The following is a 5,681-nucleotide window of genomic DNA, read 5'->3' on the forward strand; positions in this document are numbered from 1 at the left end:
TTAAGTTTTAGGTCGGCGGTGACTTACTCTCCCACAAACTCCCGTTTGCAGTACCATCAGCGCTACCAGGCTTAGCTTCCGGGTTCGGAATGGGACCGGGCGTACCCCTGACGCAATAACCACCGACACAATCAAAAAAACACAATGTGCTGTGTCAGACACTGCATAGTGGACGCGAAACACAACAAAACCTTTAACCCTCTCACAACCAACACTCTAAGACCGACACTAACAGTGCCAACCCTGGGGTGAACCTGGCCGTGATATGCGCAACAATCACAAAGTTGAATCATATATGTGTGTTTGTCGGTGAATTAGTACCAGTCATCTAAACATATCACTATGCGTACAACTCTGGCCTATCAACCCTGTCATCTACAGGGCACCTCAAACGAAACCTCATCTCAAAACAGGCTTCCCGCTTAGATGCTTTCAGCGGTTATCCCTTCCGTACGTAGCAAACCAGCCCTGCCACTGGCGTGACAACTGGCACACTAGAGGTACGTCCGTCCCGGTCCTCTCGTACTAGGGACAGCCTTCTTCAAGTTTCAACGCGCGCGGCGGATAGAGACCGAACTGTCTCACGACGTTCTAAACCCAGCTCGCGTGCCGCTTTAATGGGCGAACAGCCCAACCCTTGGGACCTACTCCAGCCCCAGGATGCGACGAGCCGACATCGAGGTGCCAAACCATCCCGTCGATATGGACTCTTGGGGAAGATCAGCCTGTTATCCCCGGGGTACCTTTTATCCGTTGAGCGACACCACTTCCACACGTAGGTGCCGGATCACTAGTCCCTACTTTCGTACCTGCTCGAGTTGTCACTCTCACAGTCAAGCTCCCTTGTGCACTTACACTCACCACCTGATTGCCAACCAGGCTGAGGGAACCTTTGGGCGCCTCCGTTACTTTTTAGGAGGCAACCGCCCCAGTTAAACTACCCACCAGGCACTGTCCCCAACCCAGATCATGGGCCAAGGTTCAGGTGCTCAATCCGATCAGAGTGGTATTTCAACAACGACTCCACCACACCTAGCGATGCAGTATCACAGTCTCCCACCTATCCTACACAAACCGAACCAAACACCAATACCAAGCTATAGTGAAGGTCCCGGGGTCTTTTCGTCCTGCCGCGCGTAACGAGCATCTTTACTCGTAATGCAATTTCACCGGGCCTGTGGTTGAGACAGCAGGGAAGTCGTTACGCCATTCGTGCAGGTCGGAACTTACCCGACAAGGAATTTCGCTACCTTAGGATGGTTATAGTTACCACCGCCGTTTACTGGGGCTTAAATTCTCCGCTTCGCAACACACAAGGTGTCACTAACAGGTCCTCTTAACCTTCCAGCACCGGGCAGGCGTCAGTCCGTATACATCAACTTCCACGTTTTCGCACGGACCTGTGTTTTTAATAAACAGTCGCTTCCCTCTATTCTCTGCGACCACCACCAGCTCAATCAGTCTGTCACCAGCAGTGGTCCCCCTTCTCCCGAAGTTACGGGGGCATTTTGCCGAGTTCCTTAACCACAGTTCACCCGAACGCCTTAGTATTCTCTACCTGACCACCTGTGTCGGTTTACGGTACGGGCCATATATACACTCGCTAGAGGCTTTTCTCGACAGCATAGGATCACTAACATCCCCAACAAAGGGTACGCATCACGCCTCACCCACAATGTGCAACGGATTTACCTATCACACGGGCCACACGCTTACACCACAATCCAATAAGTGGCTTAGCTACCTTCCTGCGTCACCCCATCACTTGGCTACTACCAACGAAGGTCCCACGCACGCAACACCACACCATAACACCCCGCATAAAAACGGGACATCATAACCATGGGCACGCGGGTGGTTAGTACCACTGATTCACCACTGGGCGCATATATACGGGTACGGGAATATCAACCCGTTATCCATCGACTACGCCTGTCGGCCTCGCCTTAGGTCCCGACTCACCCTGGGAAGATTAGCTTAACCCAGGAACCCTTAGTCATCCGGCGGATACGTTTCTCACGTATCATTCGTTACTCATGCCTGCATTCTCACTCGCACACACTCCACACCCCGTCACCAGAATGCTTCAACGCAGTGCACGACGCTCCCCTACCCAACACCTTCCCCCACAAGAGGAAGGTATTGCCGCGGCTTCGGCGGTGTACTTGAGCCCCACTACATTGTCGGCGCAGAACCACTCGACCAGTGAGCTATTACGCACTCTTTCAAGGATGGCTGCTTCTAAGCCAACCTCCTGGCTGTCTTCGCGATCCCACATCCTTTTCCACTTAGTACACTCTTAGGGGCCTTAACCGGCGATCTGGGCTGTTTCCCTTTCGACCAACGGAGCTTATCCCCCGCAGTCTCACTGCCGTACTCTCACTTCACCGGCATTCGGAGTTTGGCTGACATTGCTAAGATTGTAGTCCCGCTCAACCAACCAGTAGCTCTACCTCCGGGAAGAAACACACGACGCTGCACCTAAATGCATTTCGGGGAGAACCAGCTATCACGGAGTTTGATTGGCCTTTCACCCCTACCCACAACTCATCCCCTCAGTTTTCAACCTAAGTGGGTTCGCGCCTCCACAGCATCTTACTGCTGCTTCACACTGGCCATGGGTAGATCACTCCGCTTCGGGTCCAGAACATGCCACTAACACACCCTCATTAGGATTCGCTTTCGCTACGGCTACCCACACTCATGGTTAACCTCGCGACATGCCGCTGACTCGCAGGCTCATTCTTCAAAAGGCACGCCATCACCCACACAACCAACCCCTAAAGGGAAGGCCACGCACAAGGCTCTGACGGATTGTAAGCACACGGTTTCAGGTACTATTTCACTCCCCTCCCGGGGTACTTTTCACCATTCCCTCACGGTACTAATCCGCTATCGGTCACACTAAGTATTTAGGCTTACCGGGTGGTCCCGGCAGATTCACAGCAGATTCCACGAGCCCGCTGCTACTCGGGGACAAAAGCAACCAGGCCAACACACGCTTTCATGTACAGGACTCTCACCTTCTACGGCAGGCGATTCCACACCACTTCCACTAACACGCATCAGCACCAGCAAGGCGGTGACAGCCACCTTACGCTTCAACCCCACAACCCCGCACACGCAACCACTGTCACGTATCACACGCATACGGTTTAGCCTCATCCACGTTCGCTCGCCACTACTAACGGAATCACAATTGTTTTCTTCTCCTACGGGTACTGAGATGTTTCACTTCCCCGCGTCAACCCCCACACCAGCTATGAATTCACTGGCAGGTGACCACACATAACCATGGCCGGGTTTCCCCATTCGGACATCCTCGGATCAACGCTCTATTGACAACTCCCCGAGGCTTAACGCAGCCTTACACGTCCTTCATCGGCTTAGCATGCCAAGGCATCCACCGTGTGCCCTTCATCAAACACACACAAACTTACAAAATAAAAGAAACACACAAAAGAATAAAGATAAAAATGCTCGCGTCCACTATACAGTTCTCACACAACACACACACCACCACCAACCCCCCAACCAGCAAGCACAACACCAACCAACAACAGGGGGACAAACAGTGACATATCAAGGACAACAAAACACGTGCCATCCCAGACACCCAACAGTGCACCAACCACCACAACCCCCACCCCACCCACAAACGGGTAAGAAACAGGAAACCATGATGAACTATGTTCTTTCGCTATAAAACTTCTTTCGATCACACCCAGGTCATGCCCAGCCCCTCATCTATAAGAGACACGAACAGCACAGATGATGTTTTATGATGATCCACCCGGATTTTAGAAAATAAATAATAAAACTCCTTAGAAAGGAGGTGATCCAGCCGCACCTTCCGGTACGGCTACCTTGTTACGACTTCGTCCCAATCGCCGATCCCACCTTCGACAGCTCCCCCCACAAGGGTTAGGCCACTGGCTTCGGGTGTTACCAACTTTCATGACGTGACGGGCGGTGTGTACAAGGCCCGGGAACGTATTCACCGCAGCGTTGCTGATCTGCGATTACTAGCGACTCCGACTTCATGGGGTCGAGTTGCAGACCCCAATCCGAACTGAGGCCGGCTTTCAGCGATTCGCTCACCCTCACGGGCTGGCTGCGCGTTGTACCGACCATTGTAGCATGTGTGAAGCCCTGGGCATAAGGGGCATGATGATTTGACGTCATCCCCACCTTCCTCCGAGTTAACCCCGGCAGTCTCTCATGAGTCCCCACCATCACGTGCTGGCAACATAAGACAAGGGTTGCGCTCGTTGCGGGACTTAACCCAACATCTCACGACACGAGCTGACGACAACCATGCACCACCTGTAAACAGACCACAAAGGGACACTACATTTCTGCAGCAAACCTGTATATGTCAAGCCCAGGTAAGGTTCTTCGCGTTGCATCGAATTAATCCACATGCTCCGCCGCTTGTGCGGGCCCCCGTCAATTCCTTTGAGTTTTAGCCTTGCGGCCGTACTCCCCAGGCGGGGCGCTTAATGCGTTAGCTACGGCACAGAAGTCGTGGAAGACCCCTACACCTAGCGCCCACCGTTTACGGCATGGACTACCAGGGTATCTAATCCTGTTCGCTCCCCATGCTTTCGCTCCTCAGCGTCAGTTACTGCCCAGAGACCTGCCTTCGCCATCGGTGTTCCTCCTGATATCTGCGCATTCCACCGCTACACCAGGAATTCCAGTCTCCCCTACAGCACTCAAGTTATGCCCGTATCGCCTGCAGCTCCGGAGTTAAGCCCCGGTATTTCACAGACGACGCGACAAACCACCTACGAGCTCTTTACGCCCAGTAATTCCGGACAACGCTCGCACCCTACGTATTACCGCGGCTGCTGGCACGTAGTTAGCCGGTGCTTCTTATACAGGTACCGTCACAAAAGCTTCGTCCCTGTCGAAAGAGGTTTACAACCCGAAGGCCGTCATCCCCCACGCGGCGTCGCTGCATCAGGCTTCCGCCCATTGTGCAATATTCCCCACTGCTGCCTCCCGTAGGAGTCTGGGCCGTATCTCAGTCCCAATGTGGCCGTCCACCCTCTCAGGCCGGCTACCCGTCGACGCCTTGGTAGGCCATTACCCCACCAACAAGCTGATAGGCCGCGGGCTCATCTTGTACCGAAAAAACTTTCCACCATGACACACTAAAGCATGGTCCTATCCAGTATTAGACCCAGTTTCCCAGGCTTATCCCGAAGTACAAGGCAGATCACCCACGTGTTACTCACCCGTTCGCCACTCGAGTACCCCAGCAAGCTGAGGCCTTTCCGTTCGACTTGCATGTGTTAAGCACGCCGCCAGCGTTCGTCCTGAGCCAGGATCAAACTCTCCACAAAAAAACAAGCAAAAAACCTGCTCTCAAAGGCCGTGAAAAGCCCAATCAAACTAGCAAAAAAACAAAACAACCAGCACACACAACCAACACAACCACCAAAACAAGCAGCCATGCCAACCATGCGCACACAATTGAAAAAACAAAACCCCCCTCCCCAACCCGACGGGGCAAAAAAGGGAAAAAAAGGGGCCAAAACATCAACAATCACAGCCAAAACCGATCATGCCAACAAACAGCTCATATCTTCGGTCAAAAACCAAGCAAGCCACACTCACCGGCCACCAAAAACACCACACCATTCACCAACACAACCCAACTGCAATCAAAAAAA

At 52.9% G+C, this 5,681-nt stretch carries 1 protein-coding gene and 3 rRNA genes; 1 reads left to right on the forward strand and 3 read right to left on the reverse strand.

Features of this window, described 5'->3' with window-relative positions; all coding sequences use genetic code 11:
- Positions 1-10 precede the first annotated feature (10 nt).
- From rrf to NXT01_RS09380, 3 genes are all read right to left on the reverse strand, one after another.
- Positions 11-127 (reverse strand): 5S ribosomal RNA (gene rrf / locus NXT01_RS09370).
- A gap of 166 nt (positions 128-293) precedes the next feature.
- Positions 294-3,432: ribosomal RNA gene (locus NXT01_RS09375) — 23S ribosomal RNA — on the reverse strand.
- 396 nt (positions 3,433-3,828) lie between these two features.
- A 16S ribosomal RNA gene (locus NXT01_RS09380) occupies positions 3,829-5,351 on the reverse strand.
- Together the 16S, 23S and 5S rRNA genes form the textbook arrangement of a ribosomal RNA operon.
- Before the next feature lie 31 nt (positions 5,352-5,382).
- On the opposite strand from NXT01_RS09380, the gene NXT01_RS09385 reads away from it, so the two are divergent.
- A partial coding sequence (locus NXT01_RS09385) for a hypothetical protein (protein WP_259080377.1) occupies positions 5,383-5,681 on the forward strand: 299 nt, incomplete at its 3' end.

Source organism: Corynebacterium sp. ES2775-CONJ, assembly GCF_024814515.1.
GTDB lineage: Bacteria > Actinomycetota > Actinomycetes > Mycobacteriales > Mycobacteriaceae > Corynebacterium.